The 256-nt window shown below is 59.0% G+C and carries 1 pseudogene; it reads right to left on the bottom strand.

Going from position 1 to position 256, the window contains the following annotated elements:
* Positions 1 to 256: pseudogene (locus HMPREF3120_RS12175) on the bottom strand (HNH endonuclease); the annotation flags it as partial.

The raw sequence follows: 256 nt of genomic DNA, 5'->3' as shown, positions 1-256 counted from the left end.
ATGGCCAAGAGCACATCATCACCATTGCCATCCAGGATGCACAGGTAATCCGGCAGCGGCACCAACACAGTGGGACGTGGCGCTGCAGTAGCCACCTTGCCCTCGCCGAAGAAGATCCCAATGAGGTTTTCGGCAATCTGGGGTGCAGCCGGACGATCCTGATCAATCCCTAACCGCCCGGTGTGTTCCATGTCTGAGATCTCGCGCTCGTCGTAGGTTAAGTGCAGGGTGCGTTTGCCGTTTCGCGACGGGCCGA

The sequence above is a fragment of the Corynebacterium sp. HMSC11D10 genome, from assembly GCF_001806995.1.
GTDB classification, from domain to species: Bacteria; Actinomycetota; Actinomycetes; order Mycobacteriales; family Mycobacteriaceae; genus Corynebacterium; species Corynebacterium coyleae.
The sequence above is the reverse complement of the archived record's forward strand: the minus strand, read 5'-3'. Positions and strand labels throughout refer to the sequence as shown.